The organism is Allostreptomyces psammosilenae, assembly GCF_013407765.1.
Classification (GTDB): Bacteria; Actinomycetota; Actinomycetes; order Streptomycetales; family Streptomycetaceae; genus Allostreptomyces; species Allostreptomyces psammosilenae.
Window position 1 is genome coordinate 4,591,953 of the sequence record NZ_JACBZD010000001.1, and the last position, 23,819, is coordinate 4,615,771.

Annotated in this window: 24 protein-coding genes and 1 other RNA gene; 10 read left to right on the forward strand and 15 right to left on the reverse strand. The window is 73.6% G+C overall.

Going from position 1 to position 23,819, the window contains the following annotated elements; genetic code table 11:
• Positions 1-2: 2 nt before the first annotated feature.
• Together FHU37_RS18965 and yaaA are read right to left on the reverse strand one after the other, a co-directional pair.
• Positions 3-383, reverse strand: coding sequence for a hypothetical protein (locus tag FHU37_RS18965; protein WP_179815336.1), 381 nt, complete (start codon positions 381-383; stop codon positions 3-5).
• Between the two features lie 89 nt (positions 384-472).
• Positions 473-1,288 carry a peroxide stress protein YaaA gene (gene yaaA, locus FHU37_RS18970; protein WP_179815337.1) on the reverse strand — a complete coding sequence of 272 codons (816 nt, stop codon included), beginning with the start codon at positions 1,286-1,288 and terminating at the stop codon, positions 473-475.
• Positions 1,289-1,747: 459 nt separating this feature from the next.
• Here yaaA and FHU37_RS18975 point away from each other — a divergent pair, with 459 nt between their 5' ends.
• Complete coding sequence (locus FHU37_RS18975; RefSeq protein ID WP_179815338.1) at positions 1,748-2,689, forward strand: beta-ketoacyl-ACP synthase III; 942 nt, start codon at positions 1,748-1,750, stop codon at positions 2,687-2,689.
• A 175-nt stretch (positions 2,690-2,864) separates the two neighbouring features.
• On the opposite strand, the gene FHU37_RS18980 is transcribed toward FHU37_RS18975, so the two are convergent.
• Both FHU37_RS18980 and FHU37_RS18985 read right to left on the reverse strand, forming a co-directional pair.
• The gene (locus tag FHU37_RS18980) at positions 2,865-3,530 is read right to left on the reverse strand and encodes a GNAT family N-acetyltransferase (RefSeq protein ID WP_179815339.1); all 666 of its coding nucleotides are present in this window, start codon (positions 3,528-3,530) and stop codon (positions 2,865-2,867) included.
• 125 nt (positions 3,531-3,655) lie between these two features.
• Positions 3,656-4,783: a helix-turn-helix transcriptional regulator gene (locus FHU37_RS18985; RefSeq protein ID WP_179815340.1), complete on the reverse strand. Its 1,128-nt coding sequence runs from the start codon at positions 4,781-4,783 to the stop codon at positions 3,656-3,658.
• A 107-nt stretch (positions 4,784-4,890) separates the two neighbouring features.
• Between FHU37_RS18985 and FHU37_RS18990 the strand changes: the two genes are divergently transcribed.
• Together FHU37_RS18990 and rnpB are read left to right on the forward strand one after the other, a co-directional pair.
• Positions 4,891-5,325: a DUF3224 domain-containing protein gene (locus FHU37_RS18990; RefSeq protein WP_218904079.1), complete on the forward strand. Its 435-nt coding sequence runs from the start codon at positions 4,891-4,893 to the stop codon at positions 5,323-5,325.
• 54 nt (positions 5,326-5,379) lie between these two features.
• An RNA gene (gene rnpB, locus FHU37_RS18995) (RNase P RNA component class A) lies at positions 5,380-5,793 on the forward strand.
• A 7-nt stretch (positions 5,794-5,800) separates the two neighbouring features.
• Here the strand turns inward: rnpB and FHU37_RS19000 are convergent.
• Together FHU37_RS19000 and FHU37_RS19005 are read right to left on the reverse strand one after the other, a co-directional pair.
• Complete coding sequence (locus FHU37_RS19000; RefSeq protein WP_312892670.1) at positions 5,801-6,982, reverse strand: methyltransferase domain-containing protein; 1,182 nt, start codon at positions 6,980-6,982, stop codon at positions 5,801-5,803.
• 928 nt (positions 6,983-7,910) lie between these two features.
• Complete coding sequence (locus tag FHU37_RS19005) at positions 7,911-8,051, reverse strand: hypothetical protein (protein ID WP_179815341.1); 141 nt, start codon at positions 8,049-8,051, stop codon at positions 7,911-7,913.
• A gap of 260 nt (positions 8,052-8,311) precedes the next feature.
• Here FHU37_RS19005 and FHU37_RS19010 point away from each other — a divergent pair, with 260 nt between their 5' ends.
• Entirely contained in the window at positions 8,312-9,064 is a 753-nt protein-coding gene (locus tag FHU37_RS19010) for a GntR family transcriptional regulator (protein ID WP_179815342.1), read from the forward strand.
• A 78-nt stretch (positions 9,065-9,142) separates the two neighbouring features.
• Positions 9,143-9,625 (forward strand): DNA-processing protein DprA, encoded by a 483-nt coding sequence (locus FHU37_RS19015; protein WP_179816391.1) that lies wholly within the window; start codon positions 9,143-9,145, stop codon positions 9,623-9,625.
• A 73-nt stretch (positions 9,626-9,698) separates the two neighbouring features.
• On the opposite strand, the gene FHU37_RS19020 is transcribed toward FHU37_RS19015, so the two are convergent.
• Both FHU37_RS19020 and FHU37_RS19025 read right to left on the reverse strand, forming a co-directional pair.
• Positions 9,699-10,832, reverse strand: a complete 1,134-nt coding sequence (locus FHU37_RS19020) for a serine hydrolase domain-containing protein (protein ID WP_246449999.1) — start codon at positions 10,830-10,832, stop codon at positions 9,699-9,701.
• Positions 10,833-10,897: 65 nt separating this feature from the next.
• Positions 10,898-11,566 (reverse strand): DUF4097 family beta strand repeat-containing protein, encoded by a 669-nt coding sequence (locus FHU37_RS19025; protein ID WP_179815343.1) that lies wholly within the window; start codon positions 11,564-11,566, stop codon positions 10,898-10,900.
• A 255-nt stretch (positions 11,567-11,821) separates the two neighbouring features.
• Here FHU37_RS19025 and FHU37_RS19030 point away from each other — a divergent pair, with 255 nt between their 5' ends.
• Positions 11,822-12,550, forward strand: a complete 729-nt coding sequence (locus FHU37_RS19030; protein WP_179815344.1) for a helix-turn-helix domain-containing protein — start codon at positions 11,822-11,824, stop codon at positions 12,548-12,550.
• 13 nt (positions 12,551-12,563) lie between these two features.
• Here FHU37_RS19030 and FHU37_RS19035 read toward each other — a convergent pair whose 3' ends face one another.
• Positions 12,564-13,202 (reverse strand): HAD family hydrolase, encoded by a 639-nt coding sequence (locus tag FHU37_RS19035; protein WP_179815345.1) that lies wholly within the window; start codon positions 13,200-13,202, stop codon positions 12,564-12,566.
• A gap of 68 nt (positions 13,203-13,270) precedes the next feature.
• Positions 13,271-14,212 carry a CPBP family intramembrane glutamic endopeptidase gene (locus FHU37_RS29395; protein WP_179815346.1) on the reverse strand — a complete coding sequence of 314 codons (942 nt, stop codon included), beginning with the start codon at positions 14,210-14,212 and terminating at the stop codon, positions 13,271-13,273.
• Between the two features lie 45 nt (positions 14,213-14,257).
• Between FHU37_RS29395 and FHU37_RS19045 the strand changes: the two genes are divergently transcribed.
• Complete coding sequence (locus FHU37_RS19045) at positions 14,258-14,875, forward strand: TetR/AcrR family transcriptional regulator (protein WP_179815347.1); 618 nt, start codon at positions 14,258-14,260, stop codon at positions 14,873-14,875.
• A gap of 84 nt (positions 14,876-14,959) precedes the next feature.
• On the opposite strand, the gene FHU37_RS19050 is transcribed toward FHU37_RS19045, so the two are convergent.
• Complete coding sequence (locus tag FHU37_RS19050) at positions 14,960-15,934, reverse strand: ATP-grasp domain-containing protein (RefSeq protein ID WP_218904081.1); 975 nt, start codon at positions 15,932-15,934, stop codon at positions 14,960-14,962.
• A 160-nt stretch (positions 15,935-16,094) separates the two neighbouring features.
• The gene (locus tag FHU37_RS19055) at positions 16,095-16,457 is read right to left on the reverse strand and encodes a hypothetical protein (RefSeq protein WP_179815348.1); all 363 of its coding nucleotides are present in this window, start codon (positions 16,455-16,457) and stop codon (positions 16,095-16,097) included.
• A gap of 562 nt (positions 16,458-17,019) precedes the next feature.
• Here FHU37_RS19055 and FHU37_RS19060 point away from each other — a divergent pair.
• Complete coding sequence (locus tag FHU37_RS19060; protein WP_179816394.1) at positions 17,020-17,703, forward strand: biliverdin-producing heme oxygenase; 684 nt, start codon at positions 17,020-17,022, stop codon at positions 17,701-17,703.
• 167 nt (positions 17,704-17,870) lie between these two features.
• A complete protein-coding gene (locus FHU37_RS19065; protein WP_179815349.1) occupies positions 17,871-18,719 on the forward strand; it encodes a TIGR02452 family protein in 849 nt (282 codons plus the stop codon).
• Positions 18,720-18,780: 61 nt separating this feature from the next.
• Here the strand turns inward: FHU37_RS19065 and FHU37_RS19070 are convergent, their stop codons facing one another.
• Positions 18,781-20,346 carry a 4-hydroxyphenylacetate 3-hydroxylase family protein gene (locus FHU37_RS19070; protein ID WP_179815350.1) on the reverse strand — a complete coding sequence of 522 codons (1,566 nt, stop codon included), beginning with the start codon at positions 20,344-20,346 and terminating at the stop codon, positions 18,781-18,783.
• 251 nt (positions 20,347-20,597) lie between these two features.
• On the opposite strand from FHU37_RS19070, the gene FHU37_RS19075 reads away from it, so the two are divergent.
• Positions 20,598-21,428, forward strand: coding sequence for a TIGR03619 family F420-dependent LLM class oxidoreductase (locus FHU37_RS19075; protein WP_179815351.1), 831 nt, complete (start codon positions 20,598-20,600; stop codon positions 21,426-21,428).
• Positions 21,429-21,496: 68 nt separating this feature from the next.
• Here FHU37_RS19075 and FHU37_RS19080 read toward each other — a convergent pair whose 3' ends face one another.
• Positions 21,497-22,327, reverse strand: a complete 831-nt coding sequence (locus FHU37_RS19080; protein ID WP_179815352.1) for a rhamnogalacturonan acetylesterase — start codon at positions 22,325-22,327, stop codon at positions 21,497-21,499.
• Positions 22,328-22,422: 95 nt separating this feature from the next.
• Positions 22,423-23,802: an ABC transporter substrate-binding protein gene (locus tag FHU37_RS19085; protein ID WP_179815353.1), complete on the reverse strand. Its 1,380-nt coding sequence runs from the start codon at positions 23,800-23,802 to the stop codon at positions 22,423-22,425.
• Positions 23,803-23,819 lie beyond the last annotated feature (17 nt).

Consider the following 23,819-nt stretch of genomic DNA (forward strand, 5'->3'; position numbering starts at 1 on the left):
CCCTACCGGCGTGGCCGGTGGTCCTCGGTGTGCACCACGCGCAGCTCACCGCCGTCGCGGGAACGCTTGGCCCGGCCGGTCAGCCCGATCCTGAGCTGGTCGGTGCCGTTCACCTCGGAGGGCGCCACGTACGTCAGGACGTCGGGATGCCAGCCGGTGACGACCCAGCCCTCCGCGCCCTGGGGGACGATGACCCCGAAGTCCCCGGCCGGTCCGCCGGCCCGGGCCGGGCCGAACTCCCGCAGGATGTCCCTCGCCTGGGCGTCGAGGTCCTCGGCCGGCTCGGTGAGCACCACGCAGGTGCCGTTCTCGAACAGCACCCAGCAGACCTCCGGGTCCACCAGGATGCTGCGCCATATCTCCACCAGCGGTCGGGTCTCCACGGCGTCATGATGCCCGCCGCCGCCCCGGGGCGGGAGGGCGCGTGTGCGCGACCGGGTCGCCAATCCGGGCCGGACGTCGCTCGGGCGGCTCAGAGCTCGGACACGACCACGTCCAACTGCCGCACCTTCCCGGCACGCCGGGGGCCCGCCTGCGGCGCCGCCGGCTCCTCCACCCGGTACCCGAGGTCCCGCAGGGCGACGGCCAGCTCCACCGGCGACGCCGGCTCGGCCCCGTCCGCCAGCAGCGAGCGCACCAGGCGGCCCTTGGTGGCCTTGTTGAAGTGGCTGACCACCGTGCGCCTGGGCACGCCGTCCACCAGGCGCTCGTGGAGCACCCGGACCGTCGCCGTCCGCTCCGCCAGCTCGCCGGCCGGCTTCCAGGCCGCCGCGTACGCGGTCGAACGCAGGTCCAGCACCAGGCCGTCGCCGGCCGCGACCGGCACGGCCGCGCCGAGCCGGGGGCGCCAGAACGCCGGCAGCGCCCCCACCCCGGGCAGCCGCGCGCCCATCGAGCAGCGGTACGGCGGAACCCGGTCGGTGGGCCGCAGCACCCCCCACAGCCCGGAGAAGACCAGCAGCGAGCGCTCCGCCCGCCCGCGCGCCCCGGCGTCGAGGGTGGCCAGGTCGAGCGCGTCGTAGAGCACACCGGTGTACAGCTCGCCGGCCGGCAGGGTGGCGGCGGTGCGCAGCCCGGCGTTGCGCTCGACCTCCCCGCACAGCCCCGGGCCGAGGCCGAGGGCCTCCATCGCCTTGTCCGGGTCGCCTCCGCCACACAGCTCGACCAGCGCGCCGAGGACGGTCGCGCGCGGCTCGGTCAGCTCGGGCAGCCCGAGGGCGGCGAGGTCCAGCGGTGCGCCGCCGCCGTGGGTGGCCTTGCCCTCGGAGGGCGGGAGGAGGATCAGCACGGCGGTACTCCATCGGTGGTGGTGCGGTGGTGCGGTGGTGGTGCGCGGCGGGCGGGGCGCCCGGGATCCGGCCGGACGGGCGTGGCCCGGCGGCGTCCGCCAGGGTACCCAGCGCGGGCGGAACGGCGCCCCGGCGCCGGGCGGCGAGCCCGTCCGTACCGTTGGCTCCCTACTGGCTCGCCGCTGGCTCGCTGTTGGCTTCCCATCGGCCCCACTCCGGCTCCCCGCACTGGCCCGGTGCTGGGCGGGACGACCTTTGTGCGGGGCGCACAATCCAGGCGCCGAGTTCTTCGTTGGGCGCGATCGCCCGCGCCGGCGCCGCAGCAGGCAGGATCGGCGGGAGGCACACCAGTTCGCGCGGATGTCGCTCGTTTGGGCGGTCGCCGCCGCGCCGGACTCCTGCCTGGCCGCGCGCACCATCCGGCCGCACAACGCCGCCGAACCGCTGGAAGGACCGCCGTGACCGGATCACGCATCACCGCTTTCGGGTACCACCAGCCTGCCGGGATCCTCACCAACCAGGACCTGGAAGGAATGGTCGAGACCAACGACGAGTGGATTCGGCAACGGGTCGGCATCGTCACCCGGCACATCGCCGAGGAGTCCGAGCAGGTCGTCGACCTCGCCGTGCCGGCCGCGGAGAAGGCCCTGGCCTCCTCCGGCCTGGAGCCGGACGACATCGACCTGGTCGTGGTGGCCACCTGCACGCAGCGTGACCGCTCTCCCAACGTGGCGGCCTCGGTCGCCGCCCGCATCGGCCTGAGGACCCCGGCCGCCTACGACATCAACACCGCCTGCTCCGGCTTCTGCTACGCCCTGGCCACCGCCGACCACGCGATCAGCGCCGGCGCCGCCCGGCACGCCCTGGTGATCGGCGCGGAGAAGATGACCGACGTCACGGACTGGACCGACCGGACCACCTGCGTGCTGGTCGGGGACGGCGCCGGCGCCGTCGTGGTGTCGGCCTCCGACAAGCCGGGCATCGGCCCCGTGCTGTGGGGCTCGGAGCCGGAGAAGGGCAACGCGGTCCGCATCCTCGGCGACTGGAAGCCGACCTTCGCCCAGGACGGGCAGACCGTCTACCGGTGGGCCACCCACTCGCTGGCGCCGCTGGCCCGCGCCGCGATCGAGAAGGCCGGCTACAAGCCGGAGGACCTGGCCGGTGTGGTCACCCACCAGGCCAACCTGCGGATCATCGAGGGCCTGGTCAAGCAGCTCGGCGTGCCGCAGGCCGTGGTCGCCAAGGACGTCGTGGACTCCGGCAACACCTCCGCCGCCTCGGTGCCGCTGGCGCTGGCCAAGCTGGCCGAGCGCGGCGAGCTGCCGTCCGGCGGGCCGGTGCTGCTGTTCGGTTTCGGCGGTGGACTCACCTACGCCGGCCAGGTCATCACGATGCCGTGAGGCACCCTCGGGTGCCCTCGTGTTCCCGGGGGGCCGTGCCCCGGGCCTGCCGCGGCGCCGCGCCGCCCCCTCACCGGCGCGGCGTCGCGGCGCACACGTGCCGTCCGACCGCGGGGGGTCCCGCGGCGGGGACGTCCGCTGCGGGGACGCCCCGCTGTCGGGTGGTCCCGTCGTCCTACACCGGCTCGGTGGTGGAGCGCACCAGGTAGGTGAGGTCCGGGACGGGGACGCTCAGGGTGAACTCGCGGAAGCCCAGCCGCCGGTAGAACGCGCCGGCCCCGGTGTTCCTGGTCACCATGCTCAGGTACATCTGGGCCACGCCCCGCTCGGCCAGCGCCCCGAGGAAGGTGCGGATCAGCTGCCGGCCGTAGCCGCGCCCCTGGTAGTCGGGGAGCAGGTCGATGTGCAGGTGGGCGGGGTAGTCGGCGAGTTCGGGCTGCACCATGCGCTCCGGGTGGTGCAGCAGGTCCACCATGTGCTCCTCCAGGTTCTGCGGCGCGGAGGGCAGCGGGTAGCGGTCGGCGATCCGCGGCAGCCAGCGCTCGCGGTAGGCGGCGGCGAAGGCGGCCGTGTCGGCGGTGCCGACGACGTAGCCGACGGCGCGCCCCTCGGCCTCCACCACGAAGGCCAGCTCCGGCTCCAGGAAGACGTAGGGGCCGGCGAAGATGTTCGGCATCAGGTCCGGGTCGCTGTACAGGCCGGTGGCGTCCTGGCCGGCGTCGGCGGTCCGCAGACAGATCTCGTAGACGTCCGCCAGGTCGCGCGGCTGGTAGGAGCGGATGAAGGGCGCGTCGGACCGTGGCGACTCGGTGGGCTCGGGGGTCTGCTGGTCAGTCACCATGGGTGGGACTCCCGTGATTCGAGGGTTTGGTGGGTCGCCGGCGAGTCTATGAGAGCGCTCTCATGGCTGCCTAGGGGTTTGGCCCACGCGCCTCGACGAGTGTTTCGACAGGGGTGCGGGGCCGTTCACGGCCGCCCGTACCGCTCCGTCATCCGCCGCAGCTCCGCCATGACCGCCGCGCGCAGCTCCGGCGGGCCGAGCACCTCCGCCTCGGCGCCCAGCCGCAGCAGGCCCATCGCCGCCCCGCGCACCGACTCCACCGGCAGCCGCACCCGCATCCAGCCGGCCGCCTCCGGCGGCAGCGGCCGGCCCGGAGGGCCCCCGACCCGGATCACCGGCCCCGGCTCGCCCGTCACCGGATCCGGCTCCCCGCGCACCTCCGGCCGGCCGAACCCAGCGCCGAGGGAGGGCAGCAGCCCGACGCCGCGCGGGGTGGCCCGCAGCTCCGCCACGTGCGGATGGCGTTCCGCCTCGAAGCGCTCCGCCCAGGCGGCCCAGAAGGCGGCCAGGTCGAAGTCCGCCGGGCGCTCGAACTCCTCGTCGAGGACCTCGGCGCCCTCCGCCCGCGACACCCGGTACACCCGCGTCACCGGCCGCTCCGCCCCGCCGGCGCCGCTGCCCGTGCCGCCGCTGCCCGTGCCGCCGCCGTTCGCGCCGCCGTTCGCGTGGCCGCCCTCCGCCCAGCGCCGCGCGACCAGGTACCACAGGCCGCCCTTGAGCACGATCCCCAGCGGCTCCACGACCCGCACCGCCGGCGCCGACCCCCAGCCCCGGTAGCGCATCCGCACCCGGCGCCGCCCCCACACCGCCTGGGCCAGCGCCGCGAGGTGCGGGCTGCGCTCCTCCTCCGGGTCGCGGAACCAGCCGGCCGGATCCAGGTGGAAGCGTTCCCGCGCCAGGCCCGCGCGCAGCCGCATGGGGTCGGGGAGCGCGGCCAGGACCTTCTCCTCGGCCGTCGCCAGCACCGCGCCCAGGCCGAGTTCGGCGGCCGGTCCGGGGATGCCGGCCAGCAGCAGCGACTCCGCCTCCTCCGTGGTCAACCCGGTCAGCCGGGTGCGGTAGCCGTCCAGCAGCCGGAACCCCCCGTGCGGGCCCCGCTCCGCGTAGACCGGGACGCCGGCCGCGCCGAGGGACTCCACGTCCCGGTAGACGGTGCGCACGGAGACCTCCAGCTCCTCGGCCAGTTGCGTGGCGGTCATCGTGCCGCGGTTCTGCAGGAGGAGCAGGAGGGAGATCAGTCGGCTGGCGCGCATGGGGTCATGCTGCCGGAGGATCGCCGCCGGTACCTGACAGAAGGTGTCAGCTTCTGTGGCGAGCATCGTTCCCGTCAGCCCGACAGGCGCGTACGAAAGGCACCAGCATGTCCAACACCGTGACGCAGACCGCCACCACCACCCACGGCTCCTTCACCTTCGCCGACTGGGACGAGCAGCCGGTCACCGAGGTCGAGGGCGGGCCGAAGGTGGCGCGGGCGACGGTGACCAACACCTACACCGGCCGGATCGAGGGGGTGGGGAAGGCGATCTACGTGATGGTGTACGTCACCGAGGGCGTCGGCAGGTACACCGGTTGGGAGCAGATCACCGGCACGCTGGACGGGCGCTCGGGGAGCTTCGTGCTGCGGCAGGAGGGGGAGTTCGAGGGGGAGACGGTGAACTGCCGGTGGAGCATCGTGCCCGGTTCGGGCACGGGTGAGCTGGCGGAGGCGGAGGCGGAGGGTGGCTTCGTCTCCACCGGCGGTGCTCCGGCGACGCCGTACACCATCGAGCCGGTGTTCCCGGGGGCGCCGGCCTGAGCAGGGGTGACCGGTAGGGGAGGGCCGGCAGGGTAAGCTGACCGGTGCGGCGGAAGAGCCGATCGGGCGGTCGCGGCGGGTTGGTTTCGATCCGCTGAGGAACGTCCGGACTCCACAGGGCAGGGTGGTGGGTAACGCCCACCCGGGGTGACCCGCGGGACAGTGCCACAGAAAGCAAACCGCCGGGTGTCTCGGAGTTCTCCGGGACACCCGGTAAGGGTGAAACGGTGGTGTAAGAGACCACCAGCGTCCGGGGTGACTCGGACGGCTCGGTAAACCCCACCCGGAGCAAGGTCAAGAAGGGGCGTCGCCAGACGCTCTGCGCGGATGTTCGAGGGCGGCCCGCCCGAGTCCGCGGGTAGACCGCATTGAGGTCGTCGGTGACGGCGGCCCCAGATGGATGACCGCCTCCGCGCGGGCCGCAAGGCCCGCGCGAGACAGAATCCGGCGTACAGATCGACTCTTCCGTCGCCATTCAGGGTCGCGCGACGACGGGCACGGGATTGTCCGGCCGGTCCAGCCAGACCCGCTCCCGGTTGCCGTCCACGGTCAGCCCGAACCGCTCGAATCCCGGCCGTTTCTGTTCGTCCCACCAGAGGTAGGCCGCCACCACTTCATCCCAGAGGTTCCGCGGGCCGGACTGGTAGACCTCGAACTCCTCGTGGCCGGGGACGAAATCGACGGTTGCCCACGAGGTGACGGCGGTGTCCCGCAGCCAGAGCGTGTAGGAGCCGTCGTCGTACGGCTCCATCCACGGGAACGCCTCGGGGACCTGTACACCGATGGCGAACATGACCGGCCAGTCACCCACCGATTCCGGGGAAAGATCGGTCATGGTGCGGCGTCCGTCAGCCGGCCACTTCCGGCCCTCGAGGTATTCCCGGACGTGCTTCCGCGTCGTGCGCTGGGCGCGCAGCCGCATGAATGCGGAGGACCCCACGAACGGTCCGACAGCGGATTCGCTGTCGGCCACGGTGAGACGCACGATCCCTTCCCCGCCGTACGTCGGGCCCCACGGCGTGACGATGATCCCGCCCGGCTTCGTCTGGGCCACCCACTGCCGGGGGACGCGGCCGACCGATGCCGTGGCGATGACGCGGTCGTACGGCGCGCCGTCGGGATACCCCTCCGCTCCGTCCCCGATGACCGAGACGGGATGGAATCCGGCGTCGTTCAGACGCTTGCGCGCGTCCCGCGCGCTGGTTTCGTCCACCTCGATGGTGAACACATTGTCGGAGCCGAGCCGGTGGGACAGCAGCGCGGCGTTCCAGCCGGTGCCGGTGCCGATCTCAAGCACCCGGTGGCCGTCTTCGACGCCTAATGCGTCGAGCATCGAGAACACCATGGTCGGCATGGAACTGGAGCTCGACGGGATCTTGCCCTTGCCGGGGCCGGTGTAGTTCCCGTCATCCCATTGCGTCGTGATCGGTGCGTCGCGGTAGACGGCGGACCACCAGACCTCGGGTTCCTCGCTGCGGATCACTCGGTCGTCCTGCCGATTCATTCCGGCGCGACCGGGCCAGATCACGTCGGGGATGAACAGGTGCCGGGGCGCCGCGTTGAACGCGGGCAACCACTCGCTCGTCAGCGCTCCCTTTTCCATGAGCGCGGAGGCGAGCCATTCCGGGCCTGCCGTCTCCGTGGGGTGCGCGTCCACGTTCAGCGGCCGTCCGCCGGGCCTTGGCCGTCGTTCGTGTTGCCGCCCTCGTCCGATCCGCCCCCGCCGTGCTTGTTCCCCCTGTCGCTGTCGTCCTGAGGGTTGCCGTCAGCCATCGCCAGCCACCAAGCGGGCATGTTCTCCACCTCCGGGGTTGTGTTTACCACCCCGCGATCACGCAGTGGTCGAGTACGGCTCCAGACCGGGGCGGGTTCCCTGCGGTCGGGAGCGGTTGTCAGGGGATTGACGGGGGCCGGTAGATGGCCGTGTCGGGTGAGGGTTCGGCCGCTTCTACGACAGGGCAGAAGCCGGCGCGTAGCCTGCCTCGGCGGCTTGCGGCTGTAAGGACGCGCTCCAGGTCGTCGGGTCCGTAGAGCGGCTCGGCCAGCGGCGCGAGGAGAGCGGCGAGGGTGGCGCCGCAGTGGCGGTCGGCGGCCTGTTGCCATGGGGGGCAGTTGCTGCGAGAGGTCGTAGGCGATCGCGTCGCCGCCGTTCACCACGGTGAGGGAGCGTGCCTGGGGGCCGAGCCAGCAGCGGTGCCGGGTGGTGACCAGTGCGCTGGCGGCGGGATCCAGGCCGAGCGCGATGGAGAGCGTCTCCATGCGGCCCGCCACGCGGGGGATTGGAACGTCGTTGCCTTCGTAGACGAAGAGCAGGATCGGCAACCTGGAGCCGCGCAGGAGCGGGTAGCCGCGCACTCCGCGCCAGAGCTGCTGAGGGATCGTCGTGCCTCCCGACAGTAGGCCCTTCGCCGCGCAGGAGTCGCAGCAGCGCACCTTCCACGTCTGGTCGAAGGTGCACAGGACCCAGAAGCGCTCGCCGAGAAGTCGGTCGCCGCCGCAGTGGACGCAGACGCGGCCGTAACGCTCGTCGTCGTTCAGGGCGCGGTCAATCCGAGGGTGCGCAGGTGGGGTGGGCGATGGGATGGTCACTGGCTGATCCCTCCGAAGTCCTCGCTCTGCTCGGTCGTCCGGCCGTTGGCACGGACGTGAATGCGGCACCGGCGCCCGGCGGTGGAGACGGTGATCACGACCTCGGTCGCGTCGGCGTCCACTGCGGCGGCGAACAAGCGGACCGCAGCCTCGGTCGCGCGTTCCCGTTCGGCGTGTCCTTGGAGACAGGCGTGGACCCAGCGGCGGACGGCCCCACCCCGCCCGGTACCAGCCGGGATGCGTCGCCGCCACGTCGTGCCCTCCTCCACCGCACCTCCACGGGGCTTTTGTGTGCGCAGGATTATCTATACGTGTACAGATAACGCAAGACTTGGCCCTCTGCAACTCATCCGGCAGAATCTGTACGCAGATAACCCGCAGGAGTGAAGGAGGGCATGTGACCGACCGGCCCGGATACCAGCGCATCGCGGATGCGCTCCGCGACCGGATCGCGTCCGGCGACCTCCCCGCTGGGGCGCGCCTCGCGCCGTTGCCGCAGATGGCGGCCGAGCACGGGGTGAGCGAGACGATGATCCGGCAGGCCCTCGGCGTTCTGCGCGCGGAAGGGCTGATCGAGTCCCGTGGACGCGCGGGAACCACGGTGCGCCAGCGCCCACCGGTCCGGCGCCTCGCCGCGTCCCGGTACCGGGACGCAGGGGCGACTCCGGCCACGGCGTTCACCGTCGACCAGGGCGCCGAATGGAGTGAGTACCGCCTCGACAAGCGGTTCGAACGGGTTGAGGCCGACGCCGACCTCGCCGCCCTCTTCGGCGAGCAGCCCGGTCTTCAGCTTCTCGCCCGTCACTTCGTGTTCTGGGACCGCGGGGCGCCGGAGCAGATGAGCGTGAGTTACGTGCGGTGGTCGGATGTCGTCGGAACGCCCGTGGCGGATCCCATCAACGAACCATGGCCTGGCGGTACGAAGGCCCAGATGCGCACCCTGGGGATCGACGTCGTGTGCGTCACCGAGTCCGTGAGCGCCCGCATGCCCAGCCGTCTGGAGGCGGAGACGCTGCGGATCCCGGCGGCCACCCCGGTCATGACCATTACTCGGCGCATGCTCACCGCCGAGAAGCGCGTGGTCGAGGTGGCCCATCCGATCGTGCGTCCGGCCGATCGGGTCGTCCTCGACTACGAGATCGAGCTTTAGGGCGAGGGGTGCTCTCGGGGGAAGCACCTTGCCGCTACGCTGCGCGCGCTGCTCACCGTCTGACCGAGGAGGCACACGCTGGCCACCATCGCCGTGACCGGGCATATGAACCTCACGGACAGCACTGTCGACAAGATCCGTGCCGCCCTCGCCGACCTACTTGCCACTCGCTCGACGGGCGACCTGGTCGGCGTGTCCTGCCTCGCCCGAGGCAGTGACACCCTGTTCGCCGAGGCCGTGCTCGACGCCGGTGGGCGCCTGGTCGTGGTGCTGCCGTCTCAGGACTACCGGCAGGCGAAGGTGAAGCCGGACCACGCGGAGACGTTCGATCGGCTGGTGGCCGCTGCGGCCGAGGTGCGGACCGCGCCGCACGCCACCGCCTCGCGGGAGGCGTATGAGGCGGCCAACGAGATCGTTCTCGGCATGGCTGACGAACTGGTGGCGGTCTGGGACGGCGTGCCGTCCGGTGGTCGGGGTGGCACAGCGGACGTGGTGGAGTCAGCACGGGAGCGCGGCATCCCCGTGACGGTGGTGTGGCCCGAGGGTGCCGAGCGGTCCTGACAACCCCGGACATGACACCACCGCCCCCGTTCGGCCGTGCTGGCCGAGCGGGGGCGGTGTGGGCGAATGGTGATCAGGCGGTGGGCTCGTCGGCCGGGCCGGCCTTCCCACCACCGAACACCTCGCTGACGAGCCGCTGGGTGGCCTGCTGGAAGGCCACCGCCATGGAGAGCGTGGCGTCGTCCACGTAGTTCAGCGCGGCGGTCATGGTCGTGCTGCCGTCGGGCGTGCTGTACATCAGCGCGGCGTGGCCCGCCATGCCGCCGTTGTGGGTGATGACGGTGCCGCCGTTCTCGCCGACCTTCTGCACCATGACTCCCAGGCCGTAGCCGGCCTTGGTTTCCGGTGTGCACATCTCGGTCAGCAGGTGGGCCGGCAGCAGCTTGCCGCCCAGCAGCGCGGAGATGAAGGCGTGGAGGTCCCGAGTGGTGGAGATCATGTCTCCGCCGGTGGAGATCCACGAGGGATTGTGCCGGGTGACGTCGACGGTCCTCTCCTCGCCGTCCTCTTCGTAGCGGTAGTACGCGTGGCCGTGCGGCTCGGGGATCTCCCGGCTGCTGCCCGGCACGATGGTGTCCGACAGCCCGAGCGGCCCCAGGACCAACCGGTGCATCTCCTCGGCGAAGGAGCGACCGGTGACGCTCTCGACCACCAGCCGGGCCAGCACGTAGTTGGTGTTGGAGTAGTTCCAGTCGGTGCCCGGCTCGAACCGGGCCGGCTTGGACAGCGCCAGTCGCACCAGTTCCTCGGGCCGGTAGGTCCGGAACCGGTTGTCCACCCACTCCCGGCCCGTGTTGGTGGCGGGGATCCCCGGCGCGAACGTCCCGTCCTCGTAGTACTCGCCGGTGAAGTTGAACACCCCGCTGGTGTGCTGCAGCAGCATCCGCACGGTGATCCGCCGGTCCAGCCCGAACTCGGGCAGGTGGTCGGCCACCACGTCCTCCAGTCCGACCCGGCCCTCGTCCACCAGTCGCAGCACCAGGGCCGCGGTGAAGGTCTTGGTGTTGCTGCCGACCCGCACGTACCCGTTGGCGGGTGGCTCGGCGGTCCCGCCCAGCTCGCGCGCCCCGGCGGTGCCGACCCACTCGCCCCGCTCGTCGTTCACCCGCAGCTGCACCCCGACGAAACCGGAGTCGACCATCTCCTGGATGGCCTTGCGCAGTTCGGGGCGGTCGGTTCCGGCGGCGGCCTGCGGCATGGGGGACATGGTGGTGTGCTCCTTCGGGTCTGTGGCGGACGTCGATCGGGGGAGGGCGGAGGGGGAAGGGCTGGTCAGAGGCTGCGGGCGGTGATGTCGCCGTGGGCGGTGGTCGCGTGGATGTTCAGGTCGGCGGCGGGGCCGGTGGTGTTGGTGAGGGAGTTGTGGATGCGGCCGTAGGAGGTGCCGGCGTCCAGGGAGGCGGAGACCCCGCGGGCGGCGCCGACCGAGATCCCGCCCTGCTCGGTGCGCAGGGTGACGGTGCCGCGGACGGCCTCGGCGATGTGGATGTCGCCCCTGCGGGTGGTGATCTCGGCGGGGCCGCCGAGGCGGCCGACCTGGACGTCGCCGGCCTGGAGGGTGAGGCGGGCGCCGGCGGTCTCGTCGAGCTTGGCGGAGCCGTGCGCGCCCTCGTAGGTGACGTCGCCGAGGCGTCCGACGCCGCGGAACTCGGCGCTGGCGGCCTTGGCCTTGACGTGGGAGCCGGCGGGCAGCTGGACGGTCACCTCGACGGAGCCGGAGGGGCCGAGGAGCTCGTTCTTCGCCGGGGTCGCGATCCGCAGCACCCCGTCGCGGTAGTCGATCGTGGTCCGCTCCGCGGCCTTGGCGTCGCGGCCGTTCGAGGCGTTGGCGGGCAGGACCTCGACCGCGGTGTCGGCCCGGTCGGCGGCGATGAACCGGATGCGCCCGGCGGGAACGTCGAGGACGGCGGAGATCGGGGCGGGGGTGGCGAACGTCTGCATCGTGCTCTCCTTCGGCGGTGTTCCGACTCGGCGGTGCTCCGACCCGGTGTTGTTTCCGACGACGCAAACGCTACGTTGCATTCATAGGGTTGGCAATGTACTTGTTGCAGAAAAGCACCATCTTTGCAGCTCAAGGCCAGGAAATCGTTGCAATGATTCTGCGCGGAACGCAACGTGACGGATCCTGTTCGTTGCAATGGATTGCGGGTGAACGCTAGGCTGGAGGCACCACGAGGACCACGAAGGAGAACAGCGATGCCGGGAGGCAGGCTCACCCAGGCGGAACGCCAGCAGATCGCCCTCGGCCTGGCCGACGGCCTCGCCTACGCGGAGATCGCCAGACGTCTCGACCGCCCCACCTCCACGATCACGCGTGAGGTGATGCGCAATGGCGGCCCCACCGCCTACCGAGCCGACCTCGCCCACCGCGCCACCGAACGCCGCGCCCACCGGCGCAGGCAGACGGCCTCCCGGGAGGCGGACGAGGCCGCGCGGGCCCACGGGCGCGACGCCGAGGCCGTGCGCGAGTTCGAGGAGGTGTTCACCACCGTCCTCATGGGCTCGGGCATGCCCAAGATGATGTCCCGGGTGATGGCCTGCCTCACCCTCACCGACACCGGCAGCCTCACCGCCGCCGAGCTCGCCCAGCGCCTCCAGGTCAGCCCGGCGTCCATCTCCAAGGCGGTCGCCTTCCTCGACAGCCAGGGCTTCGTCCGCCGGGAGCGTGACGAACGCCGCCGTGAGCGCTACGTCGTCGACGACGACATCTGGTACCAGTCGATGATGGCCAGCGCCCGGTCCACCGCCAGCATCGTGGAGATCGCCCGGCAGGGCGTCGGCGTCCTCGGCCCGCACACCCCGGCCGCCGCCCGTCTGGAGAACATCGCCCGCTTCCTCGACTTCGTCTCCGAGAGCCTCGTCCGCGCCGCCGAGCAGGCCCGTGCGGTCCTCCACACGAAGCCCGAGACGACCTCCCCGGAGTAGGCGTTCGGACGGTTCAGACCGTTCGGACCAGGAGGTCGGCGAGTTCGGTCAGCGAGTCGACGACGTGGTCCGCCTCCACGCCGTCCCCCCACAGGTGCCCCCACGGCCCCCGCCGCAGGTGGGCGGCGCCCAGCCCGGCGGCGCGGGCGGGGGTCGCGTCGTTGGCGGGCAGGTCGCCCACGTACAGCACCGCCTCGGCCGGAACGCCGGCCCAGCGCACCACGCGGCCGAAGAACCCGCCGGACGGCTTGGCCACGCCCCACTCGCCCGAGGTGGCGACGGCGTCCGCCGGCAGGGCCAGTTGGCGCAGCAGCCCGGCGGCCCGTGGCGTCTGGTTGCCCGCGACGCCCACCCACAACCCGGCGGCGCGCAGACGTGCCATCGCCGGCCGCGCGTCCGGGTACAGGTCGTCCTCGGTCAGCGCCTCGCCGGCCCCGGCGGCCTCGCGGGCGGCGCGCTCGGCCTCGACGTCGATGCCGGGGCGGAGCGTCCGCAGGGCGTCCGCGTCGTCCCGCCCCAGTGCGACGACGGCGCCCACCAGGGCGGACAGCGTGTGCCGGGGCACGCCGAGCCAGTCCGCCCAGCCGGCCCAGTAGCGGTCCTCGCGCACCAGAGTCCCGCCGACGTCGAACACCACGGCGCGGATCGTCATGCTCGGGAGCGTAGCCAGCGCGGAGCCGGCTGTGCCGCAACCGCGCCCCGGTCACGGCCGCGCCCCGGTCACAGCAGGCCGATCAGGATGGGTACGGAGTTCGCGGCGCCGTGGACCACCAGGAGCGGCCACATCCTGCGGTAGCTGCTCCACAGGTAGCCCAGGAACAAGCCCTGCACCCCCTGGTTGACGAAGACCGAGGCGAGGTCGACGTCGATCCTCCCGGTGCCCTGGATGCCGATGTGCCACGCCGCCCAGAGCAGCGAGGCGAGCACGATGGCGGGCCAGCCGCCGAGGAGCCGTTCCCAGGCGGTCTGCAGCCAGCGCCGGTAGAAGACCTCCTCCAGTAGCGCGTTGACCAGGAATCCGACGAGGAGGGTGGCGGCCAGGGTGACGGCGTCGACGGTGCGCCCGTAGTCGCTGGCGGGCGTGGCGAGCGGGCCGAGGTAGCTGAGGGCCAGCCAGGCCGCGACCGGGACCGTCGGGCCGTAGCGCCGCCACGCCCCCGCCCCGGCCGTCCCTCCGCCGGACCCGCCGTCACCCGGGCGGAACGGTGCCGCGCCCCGGCGGCGCGTCACCCGGAAGAGCGCCGCCGGAACGCCGAGCAGCAGCGTCAGCTTCAGCAGGGTGTAGGCCGGTTCCCCGTCGAGCAGCCGCATCCCGACGGCGAAGAGCGCGGCGGCGGCCAGCAGGGCGACGGCGATCGGGCGCGACGGAGCTCCCGCCATCCCGCCCGTCCGCTCGACCCGTGGCGGGCGCGGCCGGCGTGGCAGGTGCGGCCGGCGTGGCAGGTGTGGTGGCAGCAGGCGGACCAGGGCGATGCCGACCAGTGCCGGGATCCAGCGCCACCACATCGGCACGGTCTCGTCGTGGTCCGCGCTGTACCGGATTCCGGTGTTGCCGGTCAGGGCCAGCCACAGCGCCGACCCGGCGAGCAGCGCGAGCCCCGCGGCGAGTACGACCGTCCCCCGAGTGCGGCTGCCGGGCAGCCGCCGTGTCGTATTTAGCACAGCTGTACGGTAACAGAGACCGTACGGCTGTGCTATAACGCGGTCATGCCGAAGCTCGTCGACCACGACCAGCGGCGCGAGGAACTCGTCCGCGCCGTGTGGGAGGTCATCAGCCGGGACGGGATCGAGGGCGCCACGGTCCGGAAGGTCGCCGAGGAGGCCGGCGTCTCGGTGGGCGGGCTCCGCCACTACTTCGACAGCCAGCGGGGCCTGCTGCTGTTCGCTGCCCAGGCGATCGCCCGGAACGTCGGCGCGCGCGTCCTCGCGCACGTGCGGCGGGACGGGCTGGCCGGCCCGGAGCGGGCCCGGCTGATGCTGGAGGAGTTCCTTCCCCTGGACGCCTGGCGCCGGGTGGAACTGGACGTGTGGCTCGCCTGCCTGGTGCGCTCCCGCGTGGACCCCTCGATGGCCGAGCTGCGCGAGACGAGCTGGGTCGGCGAACGCCACGTCTGCCGCCTCGCGGTGGCCTACTGCCGCGACGCGCGCCCCCCGGAGGACATCAGGGCACCCCTCGGCGATGCCCGTCTGGAGCGGTGGGCCGCCCGCCTGCACGTGTACGTGGACGGCCTGACCCTCCAGGCCGGGATGTTCCCGGAACAGCTCCCGGCCGAGGAGGTGCGCCGGGGCCTGCGCCGCGAGCTGGAGCTGGTCGTCGCCGGGTGATCGGCGTGCGCCGAGGTGCCACGGGCGTGCCCGCCCCGCCCTCCGCCGAACGCGCGGCGGAGGGCGGGGCGTGGGCACCGCCGGTCAGGCGTCGGCGCCGACCGTCCCAGCCGCCGCCGAGGGGTCCGGCACCGCCGACGGGCCCGGCACGCCCGTGGGCTGCGACACGCCCGAGGGCTGCGACGGCCCCTGGCGCTCCGCCAGCAGCCCGGCCAGCACCCTGACGAAACGGTTCGTCGCCTCCGGCTCGTAGGGCAGGAACAACTCGGGCTCGATCAGCTCCAGCTCCATCACGGCCGGCCCCTCGTCCAGCCGCACCAGGTCCACCCGGGCGTAGGCGGGCTCCGCCGGCGCGCAGGCCAGGGCGGCCGCCGCCACGGCCAGCTCCGCCTCGTCCGGGACGTGCGGCACCACCGTGCCCCCGTGGTACATCTGCACCCGGAAGTCGCCCTCGGCCGGGATCTTCCGGACGGCGTGGCTGAACCGGCCGCCGAAGTAGATCAGCGACGCCTCGCCGTGCGCCGTCACCGAAGGCGCGAACGGCTGCACCAGGACGTCGCCGTCACTGGCCAGCGCCGCCAGGTGGGCGTCCGCCTGCACGCTGCCGGCCGACGTCCGCAGCGTGCCCCGGGCGCCGACCGACACCGCCGGCTTGACGACGACCTCCCCCGGGAAGCGCCCCAGGGCCGCCGCCCGCTCCCCGGCCGTGGCCGCCCGGGGCACCAGCACCGTCGGCACGGTCGGCACCCCGGCCCGGAGCAGGTCGAGCAGGTAGCCCTTGTGGCTGTTCCACTCCACCACGGCGAGCGGGTTGCGCAGACGGGTGACTCCCGCCACCCGCCGGGCCCAGGCCAGGAACTCCGGCAGCCGGTCCACGTAGTCCCAGGGGGTGCGGATCAGCACCAGCGGGACGGCCGCCCAGTCGGCCTCCGGGTCGTCCCAGTGCCACATCCCCGCGTTCAGCCCCGCCGCGGTGAGCGCGTCGAGGAGCACCTCGTTCTCGGGGGCGGGGACGGGCATGTGGCGGGTGGTCACGAGGACGACGTCGGGCGCGGGCACGGGGGACTCCTGGCGGGATCAGGCGGGGGGAGCCGCGTGCTCCGGCGGAGCCCGACGTCTCCGGGGACACCGCCGACCCTACGGAGCGGACGCCCGAACCGGTACGGATTTCTCCCGCGGCAGAGGCCCGTCCGGCCGGTTCAGGCCCCGTCCGTCCGGTTCAGGCCTCGCTGGCCTCCGGCGCGGGCAGGGCGCGCCGCATCCGTCGGGCTCCCCGGTGGACCCGGGCGGCCGGCGTCGAGGGGGTCAACGGCGTCAGGGGCGTCAGGGGAGTCAGCGGACTCGCCGGGGCCGAGGCGGTCACCGGATCCGCCGGAGCCGCCGCGGCGGGTGGCTCTCCGGTGAGCGGCTCCCCGGCCGGCGGCGGCAGCGGGGTCCGTTCGGACATCGCGCGCAGTCGGGCCTGGCGCTCCCGCCACTCCTCGGTCTGTCGCAGGGGGCTGTGCCGGAAGCGGCGTGGGTTGCCGCCGATCGCGAGGTAGAGGAAGAGGGAGACGGAGAACAGGAAGCAGGCAAGGACCACAGCGGTTCCTCCGTGGGGTGGGGGGCCGCGGCGGAGCCGGGCCGCCCGCCTCGCCCGCACCCGGAGCCGCTGGCCATGGCGCCTGACGGGCTGGGCGGAGGTGGGCGGAAAGCGGGGGCAGGGGCTCGGTCCGGCGTGGACGGCGGGCGTCGCGTCCCCGTGACCACCCCCTTCGGCTGGAGGAACGGTCCCGGTTCGGCTTGGCTCCCACCCTAGGAGCGCCCCCGACCCCGCGCACTTCGGCGAGCCGAAGGGGTGAGCGGCGGCATCCGGGTGCCTCGGCCGCCGGCCCGGCCAGGGGTGAGGACGGTGGTGGGGGTGTGTGGTGGGGGCGTGCGGAGTGGGCGGTGGGCGTGCGGCGGGGCGCGGTGGCCGCTTCCCGACGTACTGTCGGCAAACCGTTGACTTAGGTAAGCCTAACCAGCAGAATGGGGCGCGTGGAGCGGGGCAACGTCACCGCACCACGCAGCGCGCCCCCGCACCACCCACCCGCGCCCGGGCTCCCCGGCCGCGCCCAGCCGAGGAGGGACCGTTGGAGCAGTCCGCGCAGTCCACACCGCCCGTGCGCGACGAGCGGGCCGGGCACACCAGGCAGGTCGGGCAGCCGTTCTCGGCGCTGATCCGCACCGCCAGCCAGGAGGTGCACACCGAGGCCGAGCGTTCCTCCTTCATGCACGCCCTGATGGGCGGGCGGCTCGGGATCGAGGCCTACACGGCGCTGACCGGGCAGCTCTGGTTCGTCTACCAGGCCATGGAGGCGGTGACGCCGCGGCTGGTCACCGACCCGGTGGCCGGCCCCTTCATCCGGCCCGAGCTGTTCCGCTCGCAGGCGCTGGAGCGCGACCTCGCCCACCTGGAGGGGGAGGGCTGGCGCGAGCGTCTCCACGCGCTGCCCGCCACCCGGCGCTACGCGGAGCGCATCGCCGAGGTGGCCGAGAACTGGCCGGGCGGCTACCTCGCCCACCACTACACCCGCTATCTGGGGGACCTCTCGGGCGGCCAGGTGATCCGCGGGCTTGCCGAGCGCAACTGGGGCCTGGCGCCCAAGGGGGACGGCGTCCGCTTCTACGTCTTCCCGGACATCCACAACCCGGCCGCGTTCAAGCGGGAGTACCGGGCGCTGCTGGACGCCGTGCCGGTGGACGAGGTGGGCCGCCGCCGGATCGTGGAGGAGTGCCGGCTCGCCTTCCGCCTGAACATCGCCATGTTCGAGGACCTGGCGCGCCGCTTCCCGCTCAGCGCCTGAGCCCGCCCTGCGCCTGAGCCCGCCCCCGTCCGCAGGGCGCCCGCCGCCGCCCGGAGGCTGGCCGGTCCCGCGCGGAAAAGGCCGGGAGAAGGCCGCCGCCCTTGCCCTATCGTCACTCCCGTCGCGCCACGGACCTCCCGGCGGCGCCACCCACGGGGGAGTGACGGATGAGCAGCAGACTGCGGCAGATCGCCGCGGAGAACGAGCGGATCGCCGCCGAGGGCCACTACGTGGTGCCCGGCACGGGCACGGTGTCCATCCGGCACGCGCTGGACGCCGCCCGTGCCGGCACCCGCTCCTACGCGCCCGACCAGCTCGACGCCCTGCTCGCCACCGTCACCGGCACCCCCGCCGGCGCCGCCACCGGCACCGTCGAGGTGACCGGTGAGGACAGCCTCCGGGCGGCCCGGCGCCTCGACGCGTCCGGCGCCCGGAACATCGCGGTGCTCAACTTCGCCTCCGCCCGCAACCCCGGCGGCGGATACGTCAACGGCGCCAAGGCACAGGAGGAGGACGTCTGCCGGGGCGCCCTGCTCCACCCGTGCCTGCTCCGGGCCCCCGACTACTACGAGGCCCACCGCGCCGTCCGCGACCCCTTCTACAGCCACCGGGTGATCCACTCCCCCCGGGTGCCGGTGCACCGCGCCGCCGACGGCACCCTGCTGGCCCAGCCGCCGCTGGTCTCGTTCCTCACCTGGCCGGCGCCCAACGCCGGGGTGATCGCCCGCCAGCTGCCGGAACGCGTCCACGAGGTCCCGGACGTGCTGCGCCAGCGCGCCGCCCGCGTGCTGGCCGTGGCGGCGCACCACGGCGCGCGCCAGCTGGTCCTGGGCGCCTGGGGCTGCGGGGTGTTCCGCAACGACCCGCGCCAGGTCGCGGCGGCGTTCGCCGAACACCTCGGGCCGGGCTCCGGCGGCGCCTTCGAGGGCCGTTTCGAGCACGTGGTCTTCGCCGTGCTCGACCGCTCCGCCGGACAGCCCACCCTCGCCGCCTTCCAGCGGGCGTTCGCGGCCTGAACGCCCGCTCAGTCCGCCGCCGGAACGACCCGCACCTCACACCGCGGGCCACCCGCGCGGCTCAGCCGGCCGTCCCGTCCGGGGCGGGGGTGTGGCTGAGGTGGGGGGTGGTCCAGCCGTGCAGGTCGTACTCGCCCAGGCAGGTGTCCACCAGCTCGCCGAGGCGGTCCACCAGGCCGGTGGCCTCGGCGTGCTGCAGCGCCTGCACCCGGGTGAGTTCCGGGGTGCCGCCGTAGAGCCGGTCGTACAGCTCGTGCCGGCCGGCGAACTCGCTGCCGACGCCGTCCCACAGCAGCTTCATCAGCTTCACCCGCTCCACCGCCGTGGTGCCGTGGGAGCCGCGCAGGTAGGTGTCCAGGTAGCCGCGGATCTCCGGGTCGCCGAAGTCGGAGGCGTGCGAGGGCAGGTAGATCAGCCCGCTGCCGACGCTGTTCTCGATCAGGTGCCGCAGCGTCGTGGTGGCGGTCGGCCCGAGCACGCGGAAGGCGTGCGCGTACTCCGGGCACGGCTCGAACACCCCGTCCGGGCGCGGCACCGCCCGCTCCACCATGGCGTCGGACAGCCCCCACACGGTGTGCCGCCAGGCCAGCGCCTCGCCGACGGCCGCCTGCACGCCGCGGAAGACGTCGCCACCGGTGGTGCGGGTGGCCCGCAGCAGCAGCCCGCACAGGAAGTCCAGCTTCACCCCGAGGCGGACGGCGCTGTGCAGCATCAGCCGGGGCAGGAACCCGGAGCGCTCCAGCAGGCCGTTGGCGGCGTCGACGTCGCGGTGGATCAGCACGTCCTCCCACGGCACCACGGCGCGGTCCAGCACGACGATCGCGTCGTTCTCGTCCAGCCGGCTGCTCAGCGGGTAGTCGAAGGGGCTCCCGGCGGTGGCGGCCGTCTGCTCGTAGGAGGCGCGGCAGAGCAGCCGCAGGCCCGGGTTGTCCAGCCGGACCAGGAAGCAGGTGGCGTAGGACGGGTCGGTGAGCGGCGGGCCGATGTGCCCGATGAGGATGTGCTGGGCCAGCGCGGAGCCGGTGGCCACCACCTTGGCGCCGCTCACCACCACCCCGGCGTCCGTCTCCTCCTCGATCCGCACGTACACGTCGTCGACCTCGTCCGGGGGGCGGTGCCGGTCGACCGGCGGGTTGATCAGGGCGTGTCCGAGGAACGCCGCCTCGCGCTGGCCCCGCCGGTACCAGGCCCGGGCGTTCTCCGCGTACGGCCCGTACGCGGAGGTGTCCCCGCCGAGCGTCCCCAGGAAAGCGGCCATGTTGTCGGGGGAGCGGCCCATCCAGCCGTAGGTCATCCGCTGCCAGACGGCGATGGCGTCGCGGGCGGCGCGCAGGTCGGCCACCGAGCGCGGGGCGCGGAAGAACGGGTGGGTGACCGCGGCGCCGTCGAGGTCGGCGGGCGCGGTGAGCACCCCGGCGTGGGCGGGGTCGTGCAGGGCATCGTACAGCCGGGCGACGGAGCGGGCGGTGTTGCGGAACGCCGGATGGGCGGTGATGTCGCCGACGCGCTCACCGTGGATCCACACCCGCCGTCCGTCGCGCAGCCGGTCCAGGTAGTCGGCCCCGGTCATCGGGCGGGTGGGCTCGCCGGGGCGTTCGGGCGCGGCCTGCGCCAGCGTCGAGGTCATCAGGGTTCCTCGGGGAGGGGGAGGGAGGTGCGGGTCGGGGCTCACGGCGGCGGGCAGGGCGGTCGGGGCCGGGCCCGTGGCCGCCGGCCGGATGGTGGCGTGGCCCATCCTGTCGGCCGGCGCGGCGGGTCACCCGTACGGCGCCGGCGAGTCGTGGGGAATCCACCGGAGGGAGCACGGCGTTCACCGCGTTGACGAGTGATCAAGCGCCGCCTGTTCGGAGGGCCGCGCGGTGAGGGAGGGTGGTGCCCGTGCGGTACGACATCGTGCTGCCGGACGAGTCGGCGCAGGACGATCCGCGGCGCGTCGTGGAGCTGGCGCGGCTCGCGGAGGAGCTCGGGTTCGGCGGGGTCTGGCTGCCCGACCACCTGATTCCGCCCCGGGGGTTCGGCGGCGGGTACGGCGGTGTCCACGAGCCGCTGGTGACGCTGGCGGCGATCGCCGCCGTCACCTCCCGGGTCCGCCTGGGCACCTCGGTGGTCGTCCTGCCGCTGCGCGACCCGTTCCTGGTGGCCAAGCAGACCGCCACCCTGGAGGCGCTCGCCCCCGGCCGGGTGGTCCTGGGCGTCGGCGCGGGGTGGGAGCGGTCGGAGTTCGAGGCGCTCGGGGTGCCGTTCCGGGAGCGGGGACGGCGCACCGACGCCGCGCTGCGGCTGATCCGGCACCTGCACACGGTGGGCCGGGGGCCCTACCGGGACCCGGTGGACGACCGCCTCTCCTTCGAGGCCGGCGTGCTCGAACCGCTGCCGGCGCGCCCGGTGCCGATCATGGTGGGCGGCACCTCCGAGGCGGCGCTGCGGCGGGCGGCGGCCCACGGGGACGTCTGGCAGGCCGTCGGGCTGGGTCCGGACCAGTTCGTGGAGCACCGGCGGCGGCTGGAGGCGCTCGGCTCGCGCCCCGTCGCGGCCGGGGCGCGGATCGCCTGGGAGGGGCCGGAACGCGATCGCCCGCTGGAGGAGCTGCGCGGGGAGCTGGCCGCGTGGGAGGAGGCGGGGCCCGAGCACCTGGCGCTGTGGCTGGGGCCGCTGGAGGGCTTCGCGACGCGCATGCGGCTGCTCGCCGCGCTGCGCGACCGGCGGTGAGCTTGCGCGACCGGCGGTGAGCCGCGGGGCGGGTGGTGCGGCGAGGCGCCTCACCACCCGCCCCGCGGTCAGGACCAGGTGACGGCGGAGTCCGGGATGGCGTCGCCGAGCCGGCGCACGTCGCGGGCCGGCAGGATCCGCTGGCGCTGGAGCATCCGCGCGACCAGCCGGGCCACCTCGATCGCGCCGTGCGGGGCGAAGTGGGTGTTGTCCCGCACGCCGTCCGGGTAGTTGGGCTCCTGGCCGGCGGCCAGCCACAGGAAGACCTCCTTGGTGCCCTCCGGGCCGAGCCGCTGCCACAGGGCGAGCGACTCCGCCTGGAGGTCCACCAGCGGTACCCGCTCCCGCTCGGCGAGCTCCCGCATCGCCCGCGGGTAGTCGCCGTGCGAGGAGTACGCCTGCCCGTCGGCGGTGAAGCGGCGGCGCTCCACCGAGGTGACCAGCACGGGGTGGGCGCCGCGCCGCCGGGCGCCGTCGACGTACTGGCGCAGGTACTGCTGGTAGCTGCCGAAGGGCTCGGTGTAGCGCGCCGGGTCCTCGGACTTGCTGTCGTTGTGGCCGAACGAGATCAGCAGGCGGTCGCCGGGCCGGATCGCCTCCAGGACGGGGGCCAGCCACCCCCGGTCGACGAAGCTCTTGGAACTGGCGCCGTTGACGGCGTGGTTGGAGACGGTCACCCGGTGGCCGAGGAAGAGCGGCAGCGTCTGCCCCCAGCCGGTCTCCGGCCGGGCGGCGGCGGTCTTGGTGGCGGCGGTGGAGTCGCCGGCGACGTAGACGGTGTAGTCGTCGGCGCGGCGGTGCCCGCCCGCGTCGTCGGCGTGGGCCGCGGTCGCGGTGGTCAGGCTCAGCGCGCCGCCCAGCAGGGCGGCGGCGACGTGCCGGCGGGGCAGGTGCTCCATGGGGGTGCCTTCCTGGGGGAGGGGACGGGACGGGGGTTCCGGTCCGCCGCGGCGCGCCGGAACCCCCGTGGGGGCGGGGAGCCGAACGGCGGCCGTCAGCCGCCCTGCCGCTCCCGCCAGCGCGCCTGGGCCTCGTTGAGGCCGGCGGCGAACTTGTCCAGGAACTCCTGGCAGGTCATCTCGCCGAGCAGCACCCGCTGGAAGTCCGGTTCCAGCTCCGCCTTGCTGAGGGAGTTCCACTCGGGCAGGTAGTACGGCAACTGGACGATCTTGGTGTTGGGGTCGTCGAACGCCTCGAAGGCCGCGTGCGCCGCGTCGGCGGCCTGGAACCACTCGTCGTCCACGGCGTCGGTGTTGGCCGGGATCGCGGCGACCTGCTCGTTCCAGTAGCTGTTCATCTCGTGCGAGGCGGCGAACTCGATGAACTTCCAGGCCGCCGCCTTGTTCTCGCTGGTGCGGAACAGGCCGAGGCCGTCGACCGGGTTGGAGACGATGGTGCGGGGCGCGCCGGGCGCGGACGGCGGCAGCGGGACGCCGGCGATGTTCTCCGCGCCGAACGCCTCCTCGTGGTTGGTGTAGGACGCCAGATTGTGCTGGAGCATGCCGATGTCGCCGCCGTCGAACTGGGCGATCATCTTGGTGGAGTCGTTGTTCAGGTCGGCGGTGGGGGTCTGCTCCCCGTACAGGGCGACGAACCGCTCCAGCGCGGCCACGTTGGCCGGGTCGTTGACCGTGGTGGTGTCGCCGCCCCAGAAGGTGTCGATGCCGGACTGCGCGTACATCGCGTCCAGGGCCTGGGCGATGGAGCCGGCCCCGCCCCGGATGGTGAACCCGTAGCGGCCCCGGTCCTTGTCGGTCAGCTGCTCGGCGGCCGCGTAGAAGTCCTCCCAGGTCTCCGGCGCCCGCAGCCCGGCCTCCTCGAACAGGTCGGTGCGGTACCACAGCGTGCCGGCGTTCGCCGAGGTCGGCACGGCGTACAGCTCCTCGCCGTTGCCGCTGCCCCGGACGATCTGCTCGAAGCCGGTGACGAACTTGCCCTCCAGGGCGCTGCCGGCGATGCGGTCGTCCAGCGGCTCCAGCGCGTTCTGCGCGGTCAGGCCGGCGAGGTAGGCGGTGCCGACGCCGCCGACGTCCGGGAGTCCGCCGGCGGCGATGGCGGTGTCGTACTTCTGCTGCACCTGGGCGATCGGCACGCCCACGTACTCCACGTCGATGTCCGGGTTCGCCTCCTCGAACTCCGCGATGATGTGCTCCCACACCGGGGTGCGGTCGGGTCCGGCATTGTTGTCCCAGAAGGTGATCGTGCCGGTGCCGTCGCCCTCGGCGCCCTGGGCCAGGCCGTCCTCCGCCCCGCCGCAGGCGGTGGCGGTGAGCAGGAGGGACGCGGTGAGGACACCGGCGGCCGTGCGGAACCGCCGGCGGTTGCGGGCGGAGCCGCCCGCCGTGCGGTCCGGTCTCGGCAAGCGTGCTGACATGGTCTCTCCCCGATCCT

Bases quoted from the DNA above. Each gene is read 5' to 3' on its own strand.
- FHU37_RS18980 (WP_179815339.1), bottom strand. From the start codon at position 3,530: ATGGTGACTGACCAGCAGACCCCCGAGCCCACCGAGTCGCCACGGTCC.
- FHU37_RS18985 (WP_179815340.1), bottom strand. From the start codon at position 4,783: ATGCGCGCCAGCCGACTGATCTCCCTCCTGCTCCTCCTGCAGAACCGC.
- FHU37_RS18990 (WP_218904079.1), top strand. From the start codon at position 4,891: ATGTCCAACACCGTGACGCAGACCGCCACCACCACCCACGGCTCCTTC.
- FHU37_RS19020 (WP_246449999.1), bottom strand. From the start codon at position 10,832: ATGTCCCCCATGCCGCAGGCCGCCGCCGGAACCGACCGCCCCGAACTG.
- FHU37_RS19025 (WP_179815343.1), bottom strand. From the start codon at position 11,566: ATGCAGACGTTCGCCACCCCCGCCCCGATCTCCGCCGTCCTCGACGTT.
- FHU37_RS19030 (WP_179815344.1), top strand. From the start codon at position 11,822: ATGCCGGGAGGCAGGCTCACCCAGGCGGAACGCCAGCAGATCGCCCTC.
- FHU37_RS19035 (WP_179815345.1), bottom strand. From the start codon at position 13,202: ATGACGATCCGCGCCGTGGTGTTCGACGTCGGCGGGACTCTGGTGCGC.
- FHU37_RS19045 (WP_179815347.1), top strand. From the start codon at position 14,258: ATGCCGAAGCTCGTCGACCACGACCAGCGGCGCGAGGAACTCGTCCGC.
- FHU37_RS19065 (WP_179815349.1), top strand. From the start codon at position 17,871: ATGAGCAGCAGACTGCGGCAGATCGCCGCGGAGAACGAGCGGATCGCC.
- FHU37_RS19070 (WP_179815350.1), bottom strand. From the start codon at position 20,346: ATGACCTCGACGCTGGCGCAGGCCGCGCCCGAACGCCCCGGCGAGCCC.
- FHU37_RS19080 (WP_179815352.1), bottom strand. From the start codon at position 22,327: ATGGAGCACCTGCCCCGCCGGCACGTCGCCGCCGCCCTGCTGGGCGGC.
- FHU37_RS19085 (WP_179815353.1), bottom strand. From the start codon at position 23,802: ATGTCAGCACGCTTGCCGAGACCGGACCGCACGGCGGGCGGCTCCGCC.